The sequence below is a fragment of the Halomonas sp. C10-5 genome (assembly GCF_057169305.1).
In genome coordinates this window covers 1,366,850-1,389,466 of sequence record NZ_CP175665.1, presented here as the reverse complement: position 1 = coordinate 1,389,466, position 22,617 = coordinate 1,366,850, and the positions used below count along the sequence as shown (strand labels likewise).

At 65.7% G+C, this 22,617-nt stretch carries 18 protein-coding genes and 1 pseudogene; 14 read left to right on the top strand and 5 right to left on the bottom strand.

The window, feature by feature from the left end:
- Nucleotides 1-77 precede the first annotated feature (77 nt).
- Nucleotides 78-1,184, top strand: a complete 1,107-nt coding sequence (locus ACJ7IV_RS06495) for a pyridoxal phosphate-dependent aminotransferase (RefSeq protein WP_483866284.1) — start codon at nucleotides 78-80, stop codon at nucleotides 1,182-1,184.
- A 26-nt stretch (nucleotides 1,185-1,210) separates the two neighbouring features.
- Here the strand turns inward: ACJ7IV_RS06495 and ACJ7IV_RS06490 are convergent, their stop codons facing one another.
- The gene (locus ACJ7IV_RS06490; protein WP_282042201.1) at nucleotides 1,211-1,402 is read right to left on the bottom strand and encodes a hypothetical protein; all 192 of its coding nucleotides are present in this window, start codon (nucleotides 1,400-1,402) and stop codon (nucleotides 1,211-1,213) included.
- Between the two features lie 198 nt (nucleotides 1,403-1,600).
- On the opposite strand from ACJ7IV_RS06490, the gene ACJ7IV_RS06485 reads away from it, so the two are divergent.
- The 4 genes from ACJ7IV_RS06485 (at nucleotide 1,601) to ACJ7IV_RS06470 (ending at nucleotide 4,850) form a co-directional block, all read left to right on the top strand.
- Nucleotides 1,601-2,809, top strand: a complete 1,209-nt coding sequence (locus ACJ7IV_RS06485) for an MFS transporter (protein ID WP_483866283.1) — start codon at nucleotides 1,601-1,603, stop codon at nucleotides 2,807-2,809.
- Entirely contained in the window at nucleotides 2,806-2,931 is a 126-nt protein-coding gene (locus ACJ7IV_RS06480; protein WP_023006741.1) for a hypothetical protein, read from the top strand. Before ACJ7IV_RS06485 ends, ACJ7IV_RS06480 begins: the two co-directional genes overlap by 4 nt.
- A gap of 610 nt (nucleotides 2,932-3,541) precedes the next feature.
- Nucleotides 3,542-4,222 (top strand): hypothetical protein, encoded by a 681-nt coding sequence (locus ACJ7IV_RS06475; protein ID WP_483866282.1) that lies wholly within the window; start codon nucleotides 3,542-3,544, stop codon nucleotides 4,220-4,222.
- Between the two features lie 67 nt (nucleotides 4,223-4,289).
- On the top strand, nucleotides 4,290-4,850 hold the full coding sequence (locus ACJ7IV_RS06470; RefSeq protein WP_483866281.1) for a flavin reductase family protein: 561 nt from the start codon (nucleotides 4,290-4,292) through the stop codon (nucleotides 4,848-4,850).
- 70 nt (nucleotides 4,851-4,920) lie between these two features.
- On the opposite strand, the gene ACJ7IV_RS06465 is transcribed toward ACJ7IV_RS06470, so the two are convergent.
- The gene (locus tag ACJ7IV_RS06465; RefSeq protein ID WP_483866280.1) at nucleotides 4,921-5,808 is read right to left on the bottom strand and encodes a substrate-binding domain-containing protein; all 888 of its coding nucleotides are present in this window, start codon (nucleotides 5,806-5,808) and stop codon (nucleotides 4,921-4,923) included.
- A gap of 184 nt (nucleotides 5,809-5,992) precedes the next feature.
- Here ACJ7IV_RS06465 and ACJ7IV_RS06460 point away from each other — a divergent pair, with 184 nt between their 5' ends.
- From ACJ7IV_RS06460 to ACJ7IV_RS06450, 3 genes are all read left to right on the top strand, one after another.
- Entirely contained in the window at nucleotides 5,993-6,697 is a 705-nt protein-coding gene (locus tag ACJ7IV_RS06460) for an ABC transporter permease (protein WP_161432867.1), read from the top strand.
- Complete coding sequence (locus ACJ7IV_RS06455) at nucleotides 6,694-7,419, top strand: ATP-binding cassette domain-containing protein (protein WP_483866279.1); 726 nt, start codon at nucleotides 6,694-6,696, stop codon at nucleotides 7,417-7,419. The genes ACJ7IV_RS06460 and ACJ7IV_RS06455 overlap by 4 nt, the downstream gene beginning before the upstream one ends.
- 111 nt (nucleotides 7,420-7,530) lie before the next feature.
- Entirely contained in the window at nucleotides 7,531-8,316 is a 786-nt protein-coding gene (locus ACJ7IV_RS06450; protein WP_483866554.1) for an ABC transporter substrate-binding protein, read from the top strand.
- A gap of 19 nt (nucleotides 8,317-8,335) precedes the next feature.
- Here ACJ7IV_RS06450 and ACJ7IV_RS06445 read toward each other — a convergent pair whose 3' ends face one another.
- Nucleotides 8,336-9,346, bottom strand: coding sequence for a LysR family transcriptional regulator (locus tag ACJ7IV_RS06445; RefSeq protein ID WP_483866278.1), 1,011 nt, complete (start codon nucleotides 9,344-9,346; stop codon nucleotides 8,336-8,338).
- A 122-nt stretch (nucleotides 9,347-9,468) separates the two neighbouring features.
- Between ACJ7IV_RS06445 and ACJ7IV_RS06440 the strand changes: the two genes are divergently transcribed.
- From ACJ7IV_RS06440 to ACJ7IV_RS06415, 6 genes are all read left to right on the top strand, one after another.
- Nucleotides 9,469-10,410, top strand: a complete 942-nt coding sequence (locus tag ACJ7IV_RS06440) for a sodium-dependent bicarbonate transport family permease (protein ID WP_282042217.1) — start codon at nucleotides 9,469-9,471, stop codon at nucleotides 10,408-10,410.
- Between the two features lie 198 nt (nucleotides 10,411-10,608).
- Nucleotides 10,609-11,778 carry an isovaleryl-CoA dehydrogenase gene (locus tag ACJ7IV_RS06435; RefSeq protein WP_282042218.1) on the top strand — a complete coding sequence of 390 codons (1,170 nt, stop codon included), beginning with the start codon at nucleotides 10,609-10,611 and terminating at the stop codon, nucleotides 11,776-11,778.
- A 24-nt stretch (nucleotides 11,779-11,802) separates the two neighbouring features.
- Entirely contained in the window at nucleotides 11,803-13,410 is a 1,608-nt protein-coding gene (locus ACJ7IV_RS06430; protein WP_483866277.1) for a carboxyl transferase domain-containing protein, read from the top strand.
- A 12-nt stretch (nucleotides 13,411-13,422) separates the two neighbouring features.
- The gene (locus ACJ7IV_RS06425) at nucleotides 13,423-14,271 is read left to right on the top strand and encodes an enoyl-CoA hydratase-related protein (RefSeq protein WP_483866276.1); all 849 of its coding nucleotides are present in this window, start codon (nucleotides 13,423-13,425) and stop codon (nucleotides 14,269-14,271) included.
- A complete protein-coding gene (locus ACJ7IV_RS06420; RefSeq protein ID WP_483866275.1) occupies nucleotides 14,268-16,319 on the top strand; it encodes an acetyl/propionyl/methylcrotonyl-CoA carboxylase subunit alpha in 2,052 nt (683 codons plus the stop codon). Before ACJ7IV_RS06425 ends, ACJ7IV_RS06420 begins: the two co-directional genes overlap by 4 nt.
- A 4-nt stretch (nucleotides 16,320-16,323) precedes the next feature.
- Nucleotides 16,324-17,223: a hydroxymethylglutaryl-CoA lyase gene (locus tag ACJ7IV_RS06415; RefSeq protein ID WP_483866274.1), complete on the top strand. Its 900-nt coding sequence runs from the start codon at nucleotides 16,324-16,326 to the stop codon at nucleotides 17,221-17,223.
- A 62-nt stretch (nucleotides 17,224-17,285) separates the two neighbouring features.
- On the opposite strand, the pseudogene ACJ7IV_RS06410 reads toward ACJ7IV_RS06415, so the two are convergent.
- Nucleotides 17,286-18,269: pseudogene (locus tag ACJ7IV_RS06410) on the bottom strand (IS481 family transposase); the annotation flags it as partial.
- Between the two features lie 196 nt (nucleotides 18,270-18,465).
- Complete coding sequence (gene dsr1, locus ACJ7IV_RS06405; RefSeq protein ID WP_483866273.1) at nucleotides 18,466-22,299, bottom strand: anti-phage defense-associated sirtuin Dsr1; 3,834 nt, start codon at nucleotides 22,297-22,299, stop codon at nucleotides 18,466-18,468.
- Nucleotides 22,300-22,617 lie beyond the last annotated feature (318 nt).

Genomic DNA, 22,617 nt, shown 5'->3' with positions numbered 1-22,617 from the left:
GAGACCGCCGAGGTCCATCTCCTCGTCAAAGCCTGATAGGGTAAACAGCCAGCTGGCATAAACGACTGGAGGCCGACATGCCCCGCTTCCCCGACCATCTGACCGGCGACGGTCCCCACAATCCCTTCCCCGGCGTGCGCGTGCTGGAGCGACGCCTGGGGCGTGAGATCCCCCATCAGCTGGGCTCCAACGAGGGCCTCGACATGCCCCACCGCGCCCTGCGCGAGCGCTTCGGGGATGCCTTGGCCGAGCATGTCTACAGCTACGGCGATGCCGAGGCAGTGGGGATCCGTCAGCGCCTGGCAGATCAGAAGGGCATCCCGCTGGAGGCGATGCTGGTGGACGCCGGCGCCGACAGCCTGATCGCCCTGACGCTGCGGGCCGTCACCTCCGGCGGAGAAACGGTGATCGCCACCCGGGGCACCTACCCCACCTTCGGCTACTTCGCCCGTGGCCACGGCTGCCGGGTGATCGAGGTCCCCTACGCCGAGGCGCCCGGTCGGCTGGCACCGGACCTCGAGGCTCTGGCCCGCTTCGCCAGGGAGGAGAACGCGCGGCTGGTCTACCTGGCCAATCCCGACAATCCCGGCGGTCACCTGCACCGCGACGAGGACGTGCTGGCGCTGCGGCGAGCACTCCCGGCTGACTGCTGGCTGCTGCTCGACGAGGCCTACCACGACTTCCGCGAGGACGCCGACGCCGAATTCGGCCACCGGGTACTCCCCGGCGTGGTGCGCCTGCGCACTCTCTCCAAGGCCCACGGCCTCGCCGGGCTGCGCATCGGCTACGCCATCGCCGAGCCGGAGACCCTGGCGGTGATGATGAAGGTACGCATTCACTATGCGGTGTCGACGCTGAGCCAGGCCGCCGCGGAGACGGTGCTGGACCACCCGGCCGAGGTCGCTGCCCATGTGGCCGCGGTGCGCGAGCGTCGCGAGCGGCTGGCGGCCCACCTGCGCGGGCTGGGCGCCGACGTGCTGCCCAGCGCCACCAATTTCGTCGGCATCCGCCTGCCCAGCGCCGAGCTGGCCGGCAGGGTACACCAGTCGCTTCTCGACGAGGGCAAGCTGATCGCCCGCCCCGCCGACCCGGCGCTGGGCCATGTGCTGCGCATCACCGCGGTGGAGGATGCCCTGGCACCCGGCCGGCTGGTCACCCTGGAGAAGGCGCTGGCAGCCCCCTGATAACCTGGCAACTGCTTCCCGCTAGCTCAGCAGCGGCCCTTCTTGGCCTGCCCCGGCGGGCAGAAGTAGCCGCCACGCGAGCGGGAGTGGTAGCCACCGCGATCATCGTCGATGACAATCAGCGGCTCGGGGTTGATCCGCGCGGGGGTATAGCTGCAGCCGGCCAGCATGGCCGTCGAGAGCATCAGGGCAACAGGGAACAGCAGGCGCCGGAACATGAATCCTCCTTGAGTGTGATCAGCGTACGCAGCGCATTCTAGCCAAGCCGGCGCAGGCAACACATGTGGAGCAGCGGCGACACGGATGTCGCCGCATGGAGACAGTAGCCAGCCCATCGGCATCGAGCGATAGTGGCGGCTATTAGCCTGCAAACCGCACCCACGCCTGCCCACCAAATCCACAATAACGGAACGACCATGGATGCCCTGCGCCGCCACTCCCTATTGATCATCCTCCTCGGCAGCCTGGTGGTGACCCTGGCCATGGGCCTGCGTCACGGCTTCGGACTGTTTCTGGAGCCCATGAGCAGCGAACTGGGCTGGGGTCGCGGCGTCTTCGCCTTCGCCCTGGCCATCCAGAACCTGCTGTGGGGACTCGCCCAGCCCTTCTCCGGCGCCCTGGCCGACCGCTTCGGCGCCGCACGCGTGGTGGTGGTGGGTGGTGCCCTCTATACGCTGGGCCTCGTGTGCATGGGACTCTCCGACTCGGCGCTGGGCATGACGCTCTCCGCCGGGGTATTGATCGGACTGGGCCTCTCCGGCACCACCTTCTCGGTGGTACTGGGCGCGGTGGGGCGTGCCGTGGCGCCAGAGAAGCGCAGCATGGCCATGGGCATCGTCAGCGCCGCAGGCTCCTTCGGCCAGTTCGCCATGCTCCCCGGCACCCTGGGGCTGCTGGGCTGGCTGGGCTGGTCCGCGGCACTGCTGGCCATGGGCGCCATCGCCGCACTGATGCTGCCGCTGGGCGCCCTGCTACGCGACCGCCCGGCCGCTGCCGCCGCCGGTGACCTGCCGCTGCGCGAGGCGCTCGACGAGGCCGCGGGCCAGCGTGGCTTCTGGCTGCTCTGCCTGGGCTTCTTCGTGTGTGGCTTCCAGGTGGTGTTCATCGGCGTGCACCTGCCCGGCTACCTCTACGACAACGGCATCGCGGTCCAGGTCGGCAGTACCACCCTGGCGCTGATCGGGCTGTTCAATATCTTCGGCACCTACGTCGCCGGCTGGCTGGGGGGGCGGTTCTCGAAACCGCGCCTGCTGAGCGGGATCTACCTGACCCGGGCGGTGATCATCACCCTCTTCCTGATGGCCCCCCTGAGCCCCACGACCACCTACCTGTTCGGCATCGCCATGGGCCTGCTGTGGCTCTCCACGGTGCCGCTTACCAACGGCATCGTCGCCTCGGTATTTGGCGTCCAGCACCTCTCCATGCTCGGCGGGATCGTCTTCCTGTTCCACCAGCTCGGCTCCTTCATGGGTGTCTGGCTGGGCGGCTTCCTCTATGACCTGCAGGGTGACTACGACGTGGTCTGGAAGCTGGCCATCCTGCTCGGCGTGGCGGCGGCCATGCTGCACTGGTGGATCAGCGAAGCACCGGTGCAGCGCGACGCCCGCCAGGAGGTCGAGGCATGAGTCGCCGCCTGGTCTGGCGAGTGGCGGCAGCGGCCCTCACCGCCGCCGCCCTGGCGCTGGTATGGTGGGGCTGGCATCAGCTGGACGCCGCCCTGCTGCTGCTTGGCAGCCGACTCTGCTGAGGCCGTTGCCGGAGCGAGTAACAGGGCGAAGGGGCTGACAGCGACGCCCGTGCGACAGGCCGGCCGTGGAGGGGAATCATGCGCTTGCCCGAGGACGACACACCGCACCGCCGCCGGCGCCCGCCATGGGTGCTGCCAGGCCTGCTGCTCGGCCTGCTGCTCTCGGGCTGCACTACCCTGGAGCGCCAGCATGAGGCCCTGCTGGTGCTCGGTGACCTGGCTGCCGGCCAGGCGCCGAGCCGGCTGAAGCAGCGCACCCCACCTCCCGAACGTGAGCAACTCGCCTACGCCGTGGCGGGACGCGACTACCTGGCGGACCTCTACCGGCCGGCAAGGTCACGCCGCGGGACCCTGATCCTGGTGCATGGCCTCACCGAGGCGGGCCGGCACGATCCCCGCCTGATGGCCCTGGCTCGCACCCTGGCGCGGGCCGGCTTCACCGTGCTGGTGCCGGGGCTGGAGGGCCTGCGTGAATTCTCGGTCGGCCCTCGCGAGGTGCAGGGTATCGCCGACGCCATTCGCTACGCCAGCGACGCGCTTCCCTTAACCGTAGGGGGGACCGGCACTGGCCGCCATCAGCTTCGCCAGCGGACCGGCGCTGCTGGCGGCCATGCAGCCGGATACCGCCCATCGGGTAGGCTTCGTGATCGCCGTTGGTGGTTATTACGACCTCACCGACCTGCTGCGCTACGCCACCACCGGGGAGGATCGGGGTGGCGCCGGACGCCACGCGCCTCCGCCCCAGCGTGATGTGCGCTGGGCCGTGCTGCGCAGCCAGCTCCACGCCGTGGAGGATGCCCGGGACCGGGAGCGCCTGGCGGCCATCGCCCGAGCTCGGCTGGCGGATGAGGAGGCAGCGGATCCCGACACGACCGGGCTGGGTCCCGAGGCAATGGCACTGTACGCGCTGGTGACCAACCGCGACCCGGCGCGAGTCACGTCGCTGCTCGCCGAATTGCCGCCGCCACTGCTCGACCGGTTCACGGCACTGGATCTCGCCACTCAGGATCTCGATGCCCTGGAGGCGAGGCTGGTACTGATCCACGGCCCGGAAGACCGGGTGATCCCGGTCAGCCACTCGCGGCGGCTGCGCGCCGCCCTCCCCGCCGGCCAGGCGCGACTCTTCGAAGCCGAGGGGCTCGGCCACGTGGAGGTCTCGGCCAACTGGCGCGACGCCTGGACGCTATGGCGGGCGATCCACCATGTGCTCAGGCTGGGGGAGAGCGGGGAAACGGGCAGCAGATTCATGTCCCATCCGCGCGGACAACGCCAGTCTCACCATCTACGCTAACCAAACCACGCGAGGCACATGGCCTCACTCAGCGAACATTCGGCCGCTATTGAGGAGACCTCCCGGCATGCCCCACGCATCTCAAAAGATCAATTTCCCCGTCGAGAAGTCTCGTCGCTACCTGGAACCCGGCCCCATCGTTCTGGTCTCGTCCGCTCATGACGACCAGTGCAATATCATGACGATGGGATGGCACAGCATCATGGCATTTTCCCCGTCACTGGTCGGTTGCCTGATCTCGGCCGGCAGCCACAGCTTCGAGCTGGTACGACAAAGCGGCGAGTGCGTGATCAACCTGCCGACGACCGCTCTGATCGATGGAGTGATCGGTATCGGTAACACCTGCGGTGCCGTGACCGACAAGTTCGAGCACTTCGGCCTCACCGCCGACCCGGCAAGGTTGGTAGGAGCACCGCTGATCCGTGAATGTCACGCCCACTTCGAATGCCGACTGTTCGATGACAGCCTCGTCGACCGCTACAACTTCTTCATCTGGGAAGTGACATCGGCGCAGGTGGCAGAGACACCGACACATCCGCAAACCCTGCACTACACGGGTGACGGCGTGTTCATGGTGTCTGGCGAAGTGATCGACCGGCGTACTCAGTTCCTGCCGGAAATGTTGTGATAGCGATCCTGTTCGGCAGATGTGAACGACAAGGAAACGGCCCTGGCAGAACCCAGCCCGGGCATAACTCTCAAGCGTTGTAGACCACCCTGCCCAGCTCGCCGAGATCATAGCCGCCCAGTGCCTCGGCGCGCTCGGCGAAGCGTGGCTCCTGGACGAAGGCCAGCAGTCGCTGGACCGGCGGCTCGAAGTAGCTGCGCCGACGCAGTGCCAGGTCGAAATGCTCCCGGTGCAGGGGAAGGAAGGTCAGCCCCTGGCGCCGCGCAGCCGCCTCCACTCCGAGCCCCGCATCCGCTTCCCCCTGGCGTATCGCCAGCGCCAGGTCATCCTCCGAGAGTGAGGGGTGGGCCGTGAAATGCAGCCGTGAAGCCTCCACGCCCGCCTGTTGCAGCAACCAGCTCAGCAGCCGCCCGGCCCCGGCGTCCGGCTGGCGATGGGCGATGCGCACCTCGGGCCGCGTTAGATCGGCCAGGCGTTGGATCCCCAGCGGATTGTCCGGCGCCAGCAGCAACCCCTGGCGACGGATCGCCCAGCGCACCATCACCAGGTCGCGCATCCCGCCCATCCCCAGCGCCTGGGGTCGGTTGTAGCCACCGCTCTCCGCATCCAGCAGGTGCAGCCCGGCGAGCATTGCCTGGCCCTCCAGCAGCCGCCGCACGCCGTCGCCGCTGCCCTGGCAGAGCAGCGCCAGCTGGGAGCCGCTCTCGCGTACCGCCCACTCCAGCAGCGGGTCCTGGCTGCCGGCCAGGACCACCGGCACCGGGCGCGCCGTCGCCTGGTCGCCCTCCAGATGATTCATCAGCCACAGGTCGATGCTGTGGCGCGGAAACAGCAACTTGCCGGTGACCCGCACGCAGGGAATCGCCCCCTGTCGCACCAGGTCGTAGACCTTGCGGTCCTTGAGGCGAAGGTAGTCGGCCACCTCGGCGGTGGTCAGATAAGTGGCTCTCGCTTCCATCGGCGTCTCCTCCCTGGTTCGCAGGGGATATCACCCCGGCCACCTCTGAGGTGCTCGGGCGGGGATACAAGGCAATGCTCTTCTCACTTGCTGCATATGACTGTTTCTGGATGTTCTGATTACCACACCGCATGCATATTGGAAGCTGAACGCACAAGATGCCAGCTAACCAGAGGAGAATTGCATGCCCAGCGACTCCGGTGCCTTCGTCACCGCCCTCAATCTCATCCTCGGACTCGATCCCGACCTGCTGAATATCGTGGCCTTGTCACTGCAGGTATCACTGACCGCCGTGGCGCTCGCCACCCTGATCGGTCTGCCGCTGGGCGCGGCGCTGGCGCTTTGGCGCTTCCCCGGCCATGGCGTCCTGGTGGTGGCGCTCAATGCCCTGATGGGGCTGCCACCGGTGGTGGCGGGCCTGTGCGTCTACCTGCTGCTCTCCCGCGCCGGCCCGCTGGGGGAACTGGGGCTGCTCTTCACCCCCACCGCCATGGTGGTGGCCCAATTGGTACTGGTGCTGCCGATCATCGCCGCCCTGGCGCGCCAGCAGGTGGAAGAGCTGCACCAGGAGTATCGCGAACAGCTCACCTCCCTGGGGCTGTCACGGCTGCGCATGATCCCTACCCTGCTGTGGGATGCCCGGCTGGGGCTGGTCACGGTGGTGCTCGCCGGCTTCGGGCGCGCCAGTGCCGAGGTGGGCGCGGTGATGATCGTGGGTGGCAACATCGACGGCGTCACCCGGGTGATGACCACCGCCATCGTGCTGGAAACCAGCAAGGGCGACCTGCCCCTGGCGCTGGGGCTGGGCATCGTGCTGCTGGGGCTGGTGGCGCTGGTCAACGCCGGCGCCTATCTGGTGGGCGAGACGTCGCGGAGAAAGCTGGGATGAACGACATGACCACGCTCTCCATCACCGAAACACCGGCGCTCGAGCTGCATGGCGTCAGCTTCACTCACCGTGGTCAGCGCCTGCTGGGGCCGCTGGACCTGCGCCTCACCGGCTGCCAGCGCACGCTGGTGATGGGCCCCAACGGCGCCGGCAAGAGCCTGCTGATGCGCCTGGCCCACGGCCTGCTGGCCCCCTCTGCGGGCCGGGTGGACTGGCAGGGGCGCACCCCGCGCCAGGCGATGGTGTTCCAGCGCCCGGTGCTGCTCAAGCGCTCTGCGCTTGCCAACCTTACCTACGCCCTGGCGGTGAATGGTACGCCACGCCCCGAGCGCCGCGCACGCGCCCGAGAGGCACTGGAGCGTTTCGGCCTGGCCGCCCTGGAGAAGCGCCCGGCGCGGGTACTCTCCGGCGGAGAACAGCAGCGCCTGGCCCTGGCCCGTGCCTGGCTGCTCGACCCCGAGGTGCTGTTTCTCGACGAACCCACCTCGGCCCTGGACCCCGCCGCCATCAAGGCGGTGGAAGATGCGGTGCAGGAGTTCCACTGTCGCGGCACCCGCATCCTGATGAGCAGCCACGACCTGCACCAGGCGCGTCGCCTGGCGGACGAGGTGCTGTTTCTCAACGCCGGTCGGCTGATCGAGCACAGCGACGCCGCCACCTTCTTCACGGCCCCTGCCTCGAAAGAGGCGCGGGCCTTCATCCGCGGAGAGCTGGTGCTCTAGCCCGGCTCTCTGAACTCACCCGGCAACTCTCCCCCCGACACAACAAGGAAGCGACCAATGCAACACAAGGCACACATCGCACTCACCGCCATCGGCATCCTGGCCCTCTCGATGGCTGCTAACGCCCACGCCCAGGGCAGCGAGAATGAGAATGGCGAGCAGTACATCACCCTGGCCTCTACCACCTCCACCGAGGCCTCTGGCCTGTTCGACTCCATCATTCCGAAGTTCACCGACAAGACCGGGATCGAGGTGCGCGTGGTGGCCGTGGGCACCGGCCAGGCCTTCGAGATCGCCCGCCGCGGCGACGCCGACAGCCTGCTGGTTCACGACACCGTCGGCGAAGAGGCCTTCGTCGCGGAGGGTTACGGCACCGAACGCGCCGACGTGATGTACAACGACTTTGTGATTATCGGACCCGACGGCGACCCGGCCGGCATCGCGGATGCCGATACCATCGCCGAGGCGCTGCAGCTGATCGCCGAGGCCCAGGCGCCCTTCGCCTCCCGGGGTGACGACAGCGGCACCAACCGCGCCGAGCTGCGCCTGTGGGAAGCCGCCGGCGTCGAGGCTGACGGCGAGTGGTACCGCGAGCTCGGCAGCGGCATGGGGCCGACCCTGAACACCGCCGCCGGCATGGACGCCTACGTGATGAGCGACCGCGCCACCTGGGTCGCCTTCGAGAATCCCCAGAACCTCGAACTGCTGTTCGAGGGCGACGAGGCGCTCTTCAACCAGTACGGCAGCCTCGTGATCTCCGAGGAGCGCCACCCCCACCTCAAGCATGATCTCGCCGGGCAGTGGCACCAGTGGCTGCTCTCCGAGGAGGGCCAGCAGGCCATCGCCGACTTCACCGTCAACGGCCAGCAGCTGTTCTTCCCCAACGCCGCCGAGTAACCCAGCGGGGTCAGACCCTTCAGGAAACTTGAGGGTCTGACCCCAGCCCTGCCCCCAGCCCCGGAGGCGCCGCCTGGACCTCATCCAGACGCCTCAGCAACCCCGGCAGCTCATTGCTCAGAAAGCGTGACTCCACGCACTCCGCGAGTCGCTGGGCGCCGAAGCCCAGGAAGCCCAGCGCCGCATGGGAGAGGCGGCGGTCGCGGCGCACGATGAACTGCCAATGACTCTCGATGGGCAGCCCCTCCACCGGCAGGATCACCAGTTCCGGGTGCTGAGGCGGCAGCACGTGCTCGGAGAGCACCGCCAGCCCCATGCCGGAAGCCACACCGACGCGAATTGCCTCGTTGCTGGCCATCTGCAGGGTCGGCCCCAGGGTCAGCCCCTGCTCCTGCAGCCAGCTCTCGAACAGCATCCGCGTGGCCGAACCCGGCTCGCGCAGCAGCCAGCGCTCCTCGAGCAGCTCGCCCATGGCGATACGTTCGCGCCCCGCCAGGGGGTGGCCCCGGGGAGCTACCGCCACCAGCGGATTGCGCAGGAAGCGTCCGGCCAGGGCGTGGGCCAGCGACGGGGGATGGCTGAAGACGTAGAGGTCATCCTCCTGGCGCTCGAAACGGGTCAGCATCTGGCGGCGATTGCCGATATGCACCGTGACCTCCACCTCGGGGTAGGCCTGGCTGTAGGGACCGAGCAGCCGCGGCAGCACGTACTGGGCGGTATTGACCAGGGCGATGGAGAAACGCCCCCGCTCGCCGCCGCGCAGGGCGGCCAGGTAGTCATCCAGGTCGTCGAAGCGTCCCAGCACCTCGCGACTGGCGCGATAGAGCTCGGCGCCCGCCTCGGTGGGCACCAGCCGGCCCTGCCGGCTCTCCAGCAGCGGCTTCCCCAGCGTCTCTGCCAGGCGCTTGAGCTGCTGTGAGACGGTGGGCTGGCTCAGGTGCAGGCGCCGCGCCGCTTCGCTGATCGAGCCGGCGCGTACCACCGCCACATAGACCTGCAGCAGGCGAAACGTCAGGTGTCGGATGTTCATTCCGGGGGATTCCAGGATGCATAGATGATTATCTATAGTGCATTGCGAAAGAGTTTATTTGAATCAATGGCTGCGGGTCAGCAGAATGCGTGGCGTTTCAACCCGCCACCAGAGACCCTCCGATGCCCGATATCGTGGTGATGTTCTTCCTGCTCGGCCTGCTGGCCGGGCTCGTCAAGTCCGACCTGGCCATTCCCAAGGCTGCCTACGACACCCTCAGCCTGCTGCTGATGCTGACCATCGGCCTGAAGGGCGGCATGGCGCTGTACGGCAACCTGGGCTGGTCGCTGCTGCCGGAGCTGGCCGCCGTGGCCGCACTCGGCGCCCTGATCCCGCTGGTCATGATGCCGCTACTGCGCCGCCTGGTGCGGCTCTCCGCCGCCGACAGTGCCAGCCTGGCCGCCCACTACGGCTCGGTGAGCGCCGGCACCTTCGCGGTGGCGCTGGCCTTCGCCGAGGCGCGTGACCTCTCCATCGGCGCCGAGGTCACCCTCTATCTGGTGATGATGGAGCTGCCGGCGATCATGGTGGCCATCGCCCTCTACCGCCGCTATCGGGGCAGCAATGCCGGCGAGGCGATGCAGGGAATCTGGCACGAGACCCTGACCAACCGCGGAGTGATCCTGCTCGCCGGCGGCGCGGTGATCGGTGCCATGTACGGCCCCCTGGAGGGCGCCAACGTCACCGAGCTCTTTACCGGTGCCTTCCATGCCGTGCTCGCCCTCTTCCTGCTGCAGATGGGCCTGACCGCCGCCGAGACCCTGCGTCCCATTCCCTGGTTCCACTGGCGGCTGCTGGCCTTCGCCCTCATTGCCCCGCCGCTGCTGTCGCTGGCCGGCCTGGCCGTGGGCCTGGCCCTGGGGCTGCCCGCCGGCTCGCTCTTGATCCTGACCGCACTTGCCGCCAGCGCCTCCTATATTGCCGCCCCGGCCGCCATGCGCACCGCCATCCCCGAGGCCAATATCGGCCTGGCGATGCTGGCCTCGCTGGGGTTCACCTTCCCCTTCAACGTGATGGTGGGCATTCCCCTCTATCACCGTCTGATCACATGGCTGGTCGGCTGACACGCAGCGCCCGCCACGGCGGGCGGCTCCGACATTCGTCTAAGGCATGAGTGGCTGCACTTTACGTTAACGTCAACCTGGCCTAGTCTTGGTCCATCACGGTTCACCACCTGACCCGGACCGCTGTGCGCGCCTGCTTCACCCCTTGGCGGCAGGCGCCACCGCCCTGACCAGTAGACAAGAACGGGAGTCCCGCCCATGCACACGCCCTTCAAGCCCCTCGACTTCGGCCTCGACGACGAGCTCAACATGCTGCGCGAGCAGGTCAATGCCTTCGCCCGCGACGAGATCGCCCCGCGCGCCGCCGAGATCGACGAGAAGAACGAGTTCCCCAACGACCTGTGGCAGAAGTTCGGCGACATGGGCCTGCTCGGCATCACCGTGTCCGAGGAGGATGGCGGCACCGGCATGGGCTACCTCGCCCACTGCATCGCACTGGAGGAGATCTCCCGGGCCAGTGCCTCGGTAGGCCTCTCCTACGGCGCCCACTCCAACCTCTGCGTCAACCAGCTCAAGATCAACGCCAGCCCGGAGCAGAAGGCCAAGTACCTGCCCAGGCTGATGAGCGGCGAGCACGTCGGCGCGCTTGCCATGTCCGAGCCGGGCGCCGGTTCCGACGTTGTCTCCATGAAGCTGCGCGCCCGCAAGGATGGCGACAAGTACATCCTCAACGGCAACAAGATGTGGATCACCAACGGCCCCGACGCCGACGTGCTGGTGGTCTACGCCAAGACCGACCCCGAGGCGGGATCGAAAGGGATTACGGCCTTTATCATCGAGAAGGGCATGCCCGGCTTCTCCACCGCCCAGAAGCTCGACAAGCTCGGCATGCGTGGCTCCAACACCTGCGAGCTGGTGTTCCAGGACTGCGAGGTGCCGGAAGAGAACGTGCTGGGCGAGGTGGGCAAAGGCGTGCGCGTGCTGATGAGCGGCCTCGACTACGAGCGCACCGTGCTGGCTGCCGGCCCCATCGGCATCATGCAGGCCGCCCTGGATATCGTGGTGCCCTATATCCACGAGCGTAAGCAGTTCGGTCAGTCCATTGGCGAGTTCCAGCTGGTGCAGGGCAAGGTGGCCGACATGTACACCACCCTCAACGCCTGCCGCGCCTACCTCTACGCCGTGGCGGCCGGCTGCGACCGCGGCCAGACCTCGCGCAAGGATGCCGCCGGCGTGATCCTCTACTGCGCCGAGAAGGCCACCCAGGTCGCCCTGGACGCCATCCAGCTGCTGGGCGGCAACGGCTACATCAACGAGTACCCCACCGGCCGCCTGCTGCGCGACGCCAAGCTCTACGAGATCGGCGCCGGCACCAGCGAGATCCGCCGCATGCTGATCGGCCGCGAGCTGTTCAACGAATCCGCCTAACCCCAGCTCGTCTCGGAGAGATGTATGGCAATCCTGAATACCCAGATCAATCCGCGCAGCGACGGCTTCCAGGCCAACGAGGCGGCGATGCGCGCCGAGGTGATGAAGCTGCGCGAGCTGACCGCCGCCATCGCCCAGGGCGGCGGCGAGAAGGCCCGCGCCCGCCACGAGAGCCGCGACAAGCTGTTCGTGCGTGACCGCATCGACCACCTGATCGACGAGGGCTCCCCCTTCCTGGAGTTCTCGGCGCTGGCCGCCCATGAGGTCTACGACTCCGCGGTGCCCGCCGCCGGCGTGGTCACCGGCATCGGCCGCGTCTCCGGCGTGGAGTGCGTGATCGTCGCCAACGACGCCACCGTCAAGGGCGGCACCTACTTCCCGCTCACCGTGAAGAAGCACATCCGCGCCCAGGAGATCGCCCGCAAGCACCGCCTGCCCTGCATCTACCTGGTCGACTCCGGCGGCGCCTTCCTGCCCCGCCAGGACGAGGTCTTCCCGGACCGCGACCACTTCGGCCGCATCTTCTACAACCAGGCCACCCTCTCCGCCGAGGGCATCCCGCAGATCGCCGTGGTGATGGGCTCCTGCACCGCTGGCGGCGCCTATGTGCCGGCCATGGCCGACGAGTCGATCATCGTCCGCGAGCAGGGCACCATCTTCCTGGGCGGCCCGCCTCTGGTGAAGGCCGCCACCGGCGAGAGCATCAGCGCCGAGGACCTGGGCGGCGCCGATGTCCACGCCAAGAAGAGTGGCGTGGCCGACCACTACGCCGAGAACGACGCCCATGCCCTGCAACTCTGCCGCGCCAGCGTCTCGCGTCTCAACTGGCAGAAGCGCGGCCAGCTCAAGATGCAGGAGCCCAAGGCCCCGCGCCTGGATCCCAGCGAGCTCTACGGCATCGTCGGCACCGACCTCAAGAAGCCCTATGACGTGCGTGAGGTGATCGCGCGCATCGTCGACGACTCCGACTTCGACGAGTTCAAGCGCTACTACGGCGACACCCTGGTCACCGGCTTTGCGCATATCCACGGCTACCCGGTGGGCATCGTCGCCAACAACGGCGTGCTGTTCTCCGAGTCCGCGGTCAAGGGCGCCCACTTCATCGAGCTCTGCGCCCAGCGCAAGATCCCTCTGATCTTCCTGCAGAACATCACCGGCTTTATGGTGGGCTCCAAGTACGAGCACGAGGGCATCGCCAAGCACGGCGCCAAGCTGGTCACCGCGGTGGCCTGCGCCAAGGTACCCAAGTTCACCGTGCTGATCGGCGGCAGCTTCGGCGCCGGCAACTACGGCATGTGCGGCCGCGCCTACGACCCCAACCTGCTGTTTATGTGGCCGAATGCCAGAATTTCCGTCATGGGGGGTGAACAAGCCGCCGGCGTGCTGGCCCAGGTCAAGCGCGAGCAGATCGAGCGCGAGGGCCGCGAGTGGACGCCGGAGGAAGAGGAAGCCTTCAAGGCGCCCACCCGCGAGCAGTACGAGCACCAGGGCCACCCCTACTACGCCAGCGCGCGGCTGTGGGACGACGGGGTCATCGACCCGGCCCAGACCCGCGACGTGCTGGGCCTGTCGCTCGCCGCAGCCATGAACGCCGAGGTCGAAGAGACGAAATTCGGCGTGTTCCGGATGTAAGGGGAAGCAGACATGTCAGATAGCACATTCTCACGCCTGGAACTCGATGAGCGCGGCGTGGCCTGGCTGACCCTGGTCCGCCCCGAGATCCACAACGCCTTCGACGACAGCCTGATCGCCGAGCTCAACGCCCATCTGGAGCGACTGCACGACGCCGCCCATCACGGCGAGATCCGCGCCGTGGTGCTGGGCTCCGAGGGCAAGAGCTTCTCCGCCGGGGCCGACCTGGGCTGGATGAAGCGCATGGTCGAGTACGATTTCGACGGTAACCTGGCCGATTCGCGCAAGCTCTCGGCGCTGATGCACGGCCTGGACACCCTGCCCTGCCCCACCGTCTGCCGCGTGCAGGGGGCCGCCTTCGGCGGCGCCGTGGGCCTGGCCGCCTGCTGCGACATCGTCGTCGCCTCCGAGAAGGCGAAGTTCTGCCTCTCCGAGGTGAAGATCGGCCTGTCGCCGGCAGTGATCAGCCCCTATGTGCAGCGCGCCATCGGGCCACGCCAGATGCGCCGCTACGCGCTCTCCGCCGAGGTGATGGACGCCTCCACCGCCCTGGCCCTGGGCCTGGCTCACCAGGTGGTCGACGCTGATGCGCTCGACGATGCCGTCGCCGCCATGCTCGAGACGCTGCTGGCCGGCTCGCCCCAGGCCCAGCGCGCCACCAAGGCGCTGCTCGCCGAGGTGGCTCGGGAGCCCGACAGCAAGGCCACCCGCGAGCATACCTGCCGGGTGATCAGCGAGCTGCGCGTCAGCGCCGAGGGCCAGGAGGGCCTGGCCAGCTTCTTCGAGAAGCGTCGCCCCGCCTGGACAAACGAAAGCGACAACAGTGCCGCCGACAACAAGGCCGCGGAGCCCCGCTCATGACTACCGATCTGAACAAGTTCGACACCCTGCTGGTCGCCAACCGCGGCGAGATCGCCTGCCGGGTGATGCGCACGGCGCGCGCCATGGGCCTGCGCACCGTGGCCGTCTACTCCGACGCCGATGCCAACGCCCGCCATGTGCGCGAGGCCGACGAGGCCGTGCGCCTGGGCCCCGCCGCCGCCCGCGACAGCTACCTCAAGGTGGAGGCGGTGATCGAGGCCGCCAAGCGCACCGGCGCCGGCGCCATCCACCCCGGCTACGGCTTCCTCTCCGAGAACGGCCCCTTCGTGGACGCTCTGGAGAAGGCCGGTATCACCTTCGTCGGCCCGCCCGCCTCGGCCATCGCCGCCATGGGCGACAAGTCCGCCGCCAAGGCGCGCATGCATGACGCCGGCGTGCCGCTGGTGCCGGGCTACCACGGCGACGACCAGGACGACGCCCTGCTCAAGGCCGAGGCCGACAAGATCGGCTACCCGGTGCTGCTCAAGGCCAGCGCGGGTGGCGGCGGCAAGGGCATGCGCGTGGTGGAGTCCGCCGCGGGCTTCCAGGCCGCCCTGGACGGCTGCCGCCGCGAGTCCCAGGCCGCCTTCGGCGACCAGCGCATGCTGATCGAGAAGTACCTGACCCAGCCGCGCCACGTGGAGGTCCAGGTGTTCTGCGACAGCCACGGCAACGGCGTCTACCTCTTCGAGCGCGACTGCTCCGTGCAGCGCCGCCACCAGAAGGTACTGGAGGAGGCCCCGGCCCCGGGCATGAGCGCCGAGCTGCGTCGCGAGATGGGCGAGGCCGCGGTGCGCGCCGCCCGCGAGATTGGCTACGTGGGCGCCGGCACCGTGGAGTTCCTGCTCGACGTGGATGGATCGTTCTTCTTCATGGAGATGAACACCCGCCTGCAGGTGGAGCACCCGGTCACCGAGATGATCACCGGCCAGGACCTGGTGGAGTGGCAGCTGCGCGTGGCCATGGGTGAGCGCCTGCCGCTGGCCCAGGACGAGCTGACCATCACCGGCCACAGCTTCGAGGCGCGCCTCTACGCCGAGGACCCGGAGCAGGACTTCCTGCCCGCCACTGGTACCCTCACCCGCTTCGCCCTGGACCTGGAAGGCGCCGGCCTGGATGCCGACAAGGTACGCCTGGACAGCGGCGTGGAGAGCGGCGACGCCGTCTCCATGCACTACGACCCCATGCTCGCCAAGCTGATCGTCCACGGCGGCGACCGCGACCAGGCGCTGGCAACGTTGAACCGGGCACTGGCGGCGCTCGACGTGCAGGGCGTGGTCACCAACCGTGCCTTCCTGCAGCGCCTGGCCACCCACCCCGCCTTCAAGGACTGCGAGCTCGATACCCGCTTCATCGAGAAGCACGAGGAGAGCCTCTTCGCCCCGCGCGAGATCACCACCGAGGCCTACGCCGCCGCGGCGCTGATCGGCCTCAAGCAGCTCTCCCGGGAGTGCGAGAGCGACTCCCCCTGGGATCGCCACGACGGCTTCCGCCTCAACGCGCCCCACACCATCCGCCTCGCTCTGTGCGTCACCGGCCACGACCTGACCCGCGCCCAGGCGCCGGACGCCGAGGACGTGGTGATCGTGGAGGGCCGCCGCGAGACCGACGCCGATCCCTGGCAGCTGGTGATCGGCGACGAGACCCTCACCGCACGCATCCAGCACCTGGAAGGCGACGCCGTGGCGGTCACCCTCAACGGCCACCGCCGTCGCCTGCAGGCGCGCCTCGCCGCCAACGGCGTGGTGGTGATGGCCGACGCCGCCGGCGAGACCCGCCTGTTCTGGCGCCGCATCGACGCCATCGACCACGGCCAGCACGAGGCGGAATCCACCCTCACCGCGCCCATGCACGGCACCGTGGTGGCGCTGCTGGTGGAGCCGGGCCAGAAGGTGGAGAAAGGCATGCCGCTGATGGTGATGGAAGCCATGAAGATGGAGCACACCATGGCCGCCCCCGCCGATGGCCACGTGGAGAGCTTCCACTTCGCCGCCGGCGACACCGTGGGCCAGGGCGACGTGCTGCTCGAATTCGCCGCGGAGGAGTAAGACGATGGCATTCCCGACACACGTGCGCCTGGTCGAGGTCGGCCCCCGCGACGGCTTGCAGAACGAGCCCGAGCCGATCGGCACCGCCACCAAGCTGGAACTGATCGACCGCCTGGGCGCGGCCGGCCTCTCCTATATCGAGGCGGCCAGCTTCGTCTCGCCCAAGTGGGTGCCGCAGATGGCCGACCACCGCGAGGTGATGACCGGGCTCACACGACGTAACGGCGTCACCTATGCGGCGCTGACCCCCAATCTCAAGGGACTGGAAGCGGCCCTCGAGTGCGGCGTCGAGGAAGTGGCGGTGTTCGGCGCCGCCTCCGAGGCCTTCTCGCAGAAGAACATCAACTGCTCCGTGGCCGAGTCGCTGGCGCGCTTCGAGCCGGTGCTGGAGCGAGCTCAGGCCGCCGGCGTGCGGGTGCGCGGCTACGTCTCCACTGTGCTGGGCTGCCCCTACGAGGGCGAGATCGCTCCCGCCAAGGTGGCCGCGGTGTCCAAGGCGCTTTTTGATATGGGCTGCTACGAGATCTCGCTCGGCGATACCATCGGCACCGGTACCCCGCTCAAGGCCAAGCGCATGATCGAGGCAGTGAGCCGCGACATCCCCATGGACAAGCTCGCCGCCCACTTCCACGACACCTACGGCCAGGCGCTGGCCAACCTCTACGCGGTGCTGGAGGAAGGTATCGCGGTAGTCGACAGCTCCGTCGCCGGCCTAGGCGGCTGCCCCTATGCCAAGGGCGCCTCGGGCAACGTGGCAAGCGAGGACGTGGTCTACTTGCTCGACGGCCTCGGCATCGAGACCGGTATCGACCTCGACAAGCTCGCCGATACCGGCACCTGGATCACCCAGACCATCGGCCGACCCAACCGCTCCAAGGTGGGGGTGGCGCTGGCGGCCAGATAATCGCAAAGGCAACACGCAAAAGCCCCGAGCCAGGTGATTGACTCGGGGCTTATTGTGTAGGTGTCGGGTCCCGTGTGATTGACCACTCGTTTGGTAAATAACTCAGGTCGCTTGGCCTGCCACCCCTTCATCGCCGTGATCGGCGATTGATGATGCAGCGCCTTCTGAGGGATGTGGTGATTGTACAGCCAAGCGTAGCGTTTGAGCGTCTGCTCCAGGTCCTCACCTGAGGTATAGCGCCGAGTCGCCAGCACGTCGCTGATGCGGCCGTTGAACCGCTCGACCATACCGTTCGTCTGTGGCCTTCCCGGCTTGATCAGGCGATGGTCGATCCCATGGGCCTGGCATTCCTGGTCGAAGGGGTGGCGTCCGCTGGGCTTGCGCTCACCTGCCCGCGTGAAGCGATCAGTGAACGACTTGCCGTTATCAGTGAGCACCGTCTGGATCGTGAAGGGAGCCTTCTCCTCCACGCGCTTCATGAACGCCTTGGCATCCTTGGCAGACTGGCTGCGCCTGACCTCCAGATAGACCCAGCGTGTGGCACGGTCGATGGCGACATACAGGTAGCGCTTCTGCTCCTCATCAGGCATCTGAGGCAGGTGCTTGATGTCGATATGCACGTACCCAGGCTCGTAGTCCTTGAAGGGCTTGTGCCGGGGCTTGCCATCATCGCCAGCGTCCTGCCGAGCCAGTTCTGCCAGTGTCGGCACCTCGCGGCGCTGGAGCATGCGGTGCAGGCCTGAGCGAGACAGTCGAGGGTTCAGGAACTCACGTGCCACGACGAGCAGATCATCCAGACCGAGGCGCAGGAATTCGCGAGCGGCGATCAGCACCTCCTCCTGCTCGGACGTGAGGGTGGCCAGTAGGTTGTGAAGCGTGTGCGGTCGGTCATAGACATCATCGCGGTACCGCCAGCGCCGGATGGTCGCGGGGGAGACGCCATACTGGCGGGCCAGCTCGCTATCCGTGATGCTGGAAGGCGCTGCCTGGATCTCAGCACGGATCTTCGGTGTCGTGGCCGCCTGCTTTTGCAGCTTGATGTCCATGAACCTGCTCCCAAATGAATTTGTAGAAGCTCTCTGGCTGCCAGCAGAGGATAACTCCTATAGCTCATTTGATCATCCGGGACCCTACAATAGATAAAGCCCGCATTTGCGACTGGTTTCGAGCCCAGCGGAAAACCAGTCCGTCAACATTCGTTTGTTAGAACCGAATGGTTTAGAATCATTACACAGGTCGCCATCACATCCGGTGCCTTCGGAAGTACTCTTGTAGTCGCTGGTATTGGGCATCCTGTGCAAGCTGTGGCGCAGTTTGAACAATCTCATCTAAGCATTGTCCCAATTCCCGGGGTGCCCACTGTTGGTCAGCAATCACGGCATTTATTAGCAGTAACCCCTCGGCAGGGAAACTTCTGCACAAACCCGACTCGTGTAGCAGGTGTATGACGTAGTCCGGGTGTTCAATCGGTTGCAGCCAATCCTGCACTGCGGTCAAGGCAGCTGGGAATTCACCTCGGGCGGCAATCACCAGACGAGCCAAATACTCGGCTATGCGCGGCGTGGCCAGGTCACGGGACTTTGGCCATATCTGTTGCCAGAACGGCTGAACACGGTTTTTCCAATAGTCCTCAGCTTGATCTGCTGCGCCTGCAAGTGCCTGGGAGAGCGCCTGCGCGGATTCCTCCAGACCTTCTTGAGGGAGAGCTCCTATCGCAGACCGGAACTCCTCCACGGTGTATGCCTCGGTCGGGCCTAATGCTGCGAAGGTCAAGAAAGTCGCGAACTGCTGGCGGTGCTCGCCTAGATCAGCATAGTGGTTCACGCTATCTAGGAACTGTGACTTGAAGGCGGTCAGCAACGGCTGGTACAAGCGCGGCGACCAGAGAAAGCCCTCCCACGCGGCCTTTGCTTCGATGGGATTGCTCCAACTAAACAGCGGCAAAAGGTGCTGCACAGTCCAGGGGCGGTCCACACGGAAAAATGTGATCAGACGCGAACCCAGCAACACCCGACCGTGGCGGAAGCGATCCAATTGCGTATCGCACAGTGCAGTGAAGATCGGCTTGAGATCAGCTGGAAGCAGATCGTTGTCGTTAGGGGTCTGCTTGAACCAAAGGTTGATTAGAGCCTGGGTGACATGCCCAATGGGATGGTTGATCGCAGAGCCGACAGGGTCATAGGTCTGGAGGCCATTACGGATGATGTGGGTACCTGAGCCAGCTTCCAGTGGCAGTGCCAGCACGCGGTGACAAAGCTCCAGCAAGATATCCTCATGGCGGTTGATGGACTTGGATGCGGCTTCCATCCACCAGGTCACTGCGTGATCAATCTCCTGCAGCAAGGTGTCTGGAATGGTCTGTACCAGCGGCCCAGCGTATCGCCAAGAGCACAACACCATACCTTCTTCCGACCACGCCTGCAGTGCCTCACGCCATCGGTCGGCTGGCCACACGCCATCTCGCGACAAATCGCATAGCGCAAACAGACTGTGAAAGAAGCGCGTGCGGCAAACGTCACGCCACGTATCTTCGTAGAACGGCCGACGTTCGGGAGGCGGCTTTGTTAGCCATTCCACCAGTTCCCGCCTCGTACGAGGCGCAAGGTCGACGTCACGGCTGTCCTCGTAATCTGGATCGCCAGTGCCACTCATCCAGTGCGAGAACTCGTCACGTTCGTTGAGTGCTAATTGCCATTGCGGATAGGCATTGGAGATCTCCACTAAGCGGGCCGCCGCAGATGCACCTAGAGCTAAGCCTGAACTGTTCAGCTTGGCCAGATGCAGCCAAACGGAACGAGCCACCAAGTCTTGCCAGCGATCTGTTTCCAGGTCAGCCCGGAACATCTCGCGGGGCGGTCCCACCAAGATGGCTGCCTCCAAGCGTGCCTGAGCGGCCCCTGCCAAATGTTGACCCTGCAGAACGAAGAGCCTTAATACCTCACGTCGCAAACCAGTGGTCCAAAGCCACCACGCGTCGTCGGCCAAGAGCCAATCCGCCCACTGCTCCGGCGGGATGCAATCGTCGTAGCTTGCGGCAAAGAGGGCCAGGCGTTTGAAGGTGGGATACGGTAAGTCAAACCAAGCTTGGCAGATTCGCGTGGCGCGTGCGCAGTCGGTCGCGAGAACTTCCAGCCATGCATCGCGCAGCAATTCGATTAGGCTCACCCAGTCGCGGAAACCCCGGTTCTGCCAGTGCGGCGTAATGGAAGGTAGATCCCAGTGTGAACGGTCGCTACGGTCATCCGCCTCGCCTAATTCACGCAGCAGGTCCAGTGCATCGCGCAGCAATTGCTGGAGATCTTCGAGCAATCGTGGCAATGCAGGTTTCCAAGGCTCGTCGGCAAGGTTTCGCAGGGTCGTATGCACGTGATCGGAAGCAAGCTCGAGCTCCCAATCCACCAACTGATTGATTTGCAGAGGCTCATCAGCGATATCCGAATCGTCGTCGGTCCAGCAAAACGGCTTTTTTAACCTCACCTTGGGCGCGAGCAACTCGCGCAACTCTAGGCGCAGTGTGGCAGTCATTCCCTCACGTTTCAGACGGCCTTGCCAGCGATACAGTTCCAAATCGTGCCAAGGCGATTTCACTCGGCCACTGAGCAGTAGCCGCCACAAGGTACGCATTAACGGGCTGGGAATGGCCTTGGGGGCGTGCAAGCGAATTTCATCGAGCTCAGAAGTCTTGCCATCCCGCTCCAGCGTGGCAAAGCGATCCAATTCGTGCTCGATCAACCACGGCCAACGGTCGTGCAACTGTCCACCACGCTCCGCAATCCAGATAATCAGTCTCGGGTCATCCAGATGGCGCACCAACCAGCGGGCGAGGTGGAACATACAATCATCCCATTGGCTGCCAACGATGCCTCCTGAGGCGAGCAGCATCGTCGGAGCGCGGTCATAGGGCGCAGGCCGCCGAACAAGGCTGAAGCGCAGCTTGGTGTCCACCTCATCTTGGGGCGGCACGCCAAAGCGTGCCAGATCGCTGTGCCCAAAGCGCTCATGCACGAAGGGCTCCAGCAGCCAGTCCAATGAAGGAGCGGGATTGAAGTCGGCGAATCGCTTGGCCGGCAACCCTGTTTTGTCCGACAAGGCCCACACCATTCGTCCGACGAAATCGTCCTGCTGCGTGCTGTCTTGTGGCTGAGCCATTGCGTGTTTGACTACGATGGCCTCTTTGCCCTGTACCCCGTCGCGGTAGGTGTCTGCCCAAGCGTGGAGGGTTTGGTGCAGCGCTGAATGGTCATGGCTGTCAGCCGGTACGGTGTAGAGGATAGGTGTGACGCCCTTGGCCTCCCACTCAATGGTCTTCCGGTACTCTTGCCCCGGCTCGCAATCACCCAGAGCCCAGGCCTGCGGTGTCACCTCGCCTAGCATCCGGTCAGCTGCCAGCGCATCCATCATGTAGCGGAGCACTGGGTCGTTGATGCTGTAACCCACGAAGCAGACCACGTAGTTGCGGAACAACTCGCTCACGAAGCGGGCTGCCCAGCGTTCCGCTAGGTACGCTAAGCCGAAATCACCGCTGGTGACGACCAGCCGGTTCAGTGCGGTGTCGTCCGCCCTTTCGGGCAGCAGGCCATGCAGATAGACCAGCCCATTCCAACGGCTATTCTTCGGAATCGGGAGCATCGGGGCGGAATAGGCCTGAAACGCTTGGCCCGTACGTTTGGCCGCCACATGAAAGATTCGGTCAAAGTTAGTGGTCACCAAGCGCAGGGCACCCTCGCGGCTGCGCGCCAGTCGCAACAGCGCTGCCTGCGTATCGGTGGCACCCTTGCGGCGGAGTTTCGGTTTCAGCACCTCTGCCAGCATACTTCGGACAGCCAGGCGCTGGCCCGGAAGGCGTCGCTCCAGTAAATCTAGTGTTGCGTCGAACTGGCCACGTTCGAAGGCATCTTTCTCAATATCTGAAAATACCGTCCCATTCAGCCGATAGATTTCCTCCACCAAACCCTTGAATCCTGGCAGGCCAGCGGGATAGGAAATGCCCGCACCACAAAAAAACACCACACACCCTTCCTCATGAGCCTGCAAGAGCTCATCCGGTATATCGGGACCACTGCTTATGAACTGCATTCCTTCTATTTCCTAATCAATACCCAGATACACGGGCATAATCACGATTACTGGGAGTCTAGCGCTTGGTTTTACGGCGTCCGGAGCGCACCGAAGGCACGTCTGACAACAGCTACTTGTTAGGCTGACGGTCCCGACGGCATTCGTTTTCCCAGACCAGAATCCCTAAAAAAGCCACCTTTCTCTCTTATAACACCGTGATTATTTAAAGAAATGCAAAATTCTCTTCCCTCTGCACTCACAGGAGAATACTGGTCTCTTTTAAAAAATTTGGGTTTGTTGGAAATAAATTTAAACCCTTGATCCGGCAGAGAAAAT

Coding starts and splice junctions, on each gene's coding strand:
- ACJ7IV_RS06495 (WP_483866284.1), top strand. CDS start 78: ATGCCCCGCTTCCCCGACCATCTGACCGGCGACGGTCCCCACAATCCC.
- ACJ7IV_RS06490 (WP_282042201.1), bottom strand. CDS start 1,402: ATGTTCCGGCGCCTGCTGTTCCCTGTTGCCCTGATGCTCTCGACGGCC.
- ACJ7IV_RS06485 (WP_483866283.1), top strand. CDS start 1,601: ATGGATGCCCTGCGCCGCCACTCCCTATTGATCATCCTCCTCGGCAGC.
- ACJ7IV_RS06480 (WP_023006741.1), top strand. CDS start 2,806: ATGAGTCGCCGCCTGGTCTGGCGAGTGGCGGCAGCGGCCCTCACCGCC.
- ACJ7IV_RS06475 (WP_483866282.1), top strand. CDS start 3,542: ATGCAGCCGGATACCGCCCATCGGGTAGGCTTCGTGATCGCCGTTGGT.
- ACJ7IV_RS06470 (WP_483866281.1), top strand. CDS start 4,290: ATGCCCCACGCATCTCAAAAGATCAATTTCCCCGTCGAGAAGTCTCGT.
- ACJ7IV_RS06465 (WP_483866280.1), bottom strand. CDS start 5,808: ATGGAAGCGAGAGCCACTTATCTGACCACCGCCGAGGTGGCCGACTAC.
- ACJ7IV_RS06460 (WP_161432867.1), top strand. CDS start 5,993: ATGCCCAGCGACTCCGGTGCCTTCGTCACCGCCCTCAATCTCATCCTC.
- ACJ7IV_RS06455 (WP_483866279.1), top strand. CDS start 6,694: ATGAACGACATGACCACGCTCTCCATCACCGAAACACCGGCGCTCGAG.
- ACJ7IV_RS06450 (WP_483866554.1), top strand. CDS start 7,531: ATGGCTGCTAACGCCCACGCCCAGGGCAGCGAGAATGAGAATGGCGAG.
- ACJ7IV_RS06445 (WP_483866278.1), bottom strand. CDS start 9,346: ATGAACATCCGACACCTGACGTTTCGCCTGCTGCAGGTCTATGTGGCG.
- ACJ7IV_RS06440 (WP_282042217.1), top strand. CDS start 9,469: ATGCCCGATATCGTGGTGATGTTCTTCCTGCTCGGCCTGCTGGCCGGG.
- ACJ7IV_RS06435 (WP_282042218.1), top strand. CDS start 10,609: ATGCACACGCCCTTCAAGCCCCTCGACTTCGGCCTCGACGACGAGCTC.
- ACJ7IV_RS06430 (WP_483866277.1), top strand. CDS start 11,803: ATGGCAATCCTGAATACCCAGATCAATCCGCGCAGCGACGGCTTCCAG.
- ACJ7IV_RS06425 (WP_483866276.1), top strand. CDS start 13,423: ATGTCAGATAGCACATTCTCACGCCTGGAACTCGATGAGCGCGGCGTG.
- ACJ7IV_RS06420 (WP_483866275.1), top strand. CDS start 14,268: ATGACTACCGATCTGAACAAGTTCGACACCCTGCTGGTCGCCAACCGC.
- ACJ7IV_RS06415 (WP_483866274.1), top strand. CDS start 16,324: ATGGCATTCCCGACACACGTGCGCCTGGTCGAGGTCGGCCCCCGCGAC.
- dsr1 (WP_483866273.1), bottom strand. CDS start 22,299: ATGCAGTTCATAAGCAGTGGTCCCGATATACCGGATGAGCTCTTGCAG.